Annotated in this window: 1 protein-coding gene; it reads right to left on the minus strand. The window is 68.6% G+C overall.

The features are described 5' to 3' along the window. The coding region (locus EN874_RS34160; RefSeq protein ID WP_210238596.1) for a Bax inhibitor-1/YccA family protein at window positions 1-357 on the minus strand (357 nt) is incomplete at both ends.

The following is a 357-nucleotide window of genomic DNA, read 5'->3' on the forward strand; positions in this document are numbered from 1 at the left end:
CCCAGATATCACCCGTCCGCGCGATGAAATCCGGGCGTTGGCCGTAGCCCGGCACCGCCTTGAACCAGGCCTTCTGCCGCACCTCGCGCTCGCGCCAGGCGCGCGGCAAGTGGATGTCCTGCTCGGGCAGCGCGACCAGCAGCGCGGCCAGCGTGCCGAAGGTCAGCAGCACGGCCTGGAACACGATGCCCGGGTACTTCATGTTGAACAGCGCCGACACGGCGCCCAGGAACAGGCCTTCGACCAGCGCGTACATCGGCGCGGTCACCGGCGACCATTCCTTCTTGAAGATGGTGATCAGCGCCAGCACCAGGCCGCCGATCGCGCCACCGATGGCGTACAGGCTCGCGCTGCCGG

The sequence above is a fragment of the Mesorhizobium sp. M1D.F.Ca.ET.231.01.1.1 genome (assembly GCF_003999155.2).
Taxonomy (GTDB): domain Bacteria; phylum Pseudomonadota; class Alphaproteobacteria; order Rhizobiales; family Rhizobiaceae; genus Mesorhizobium.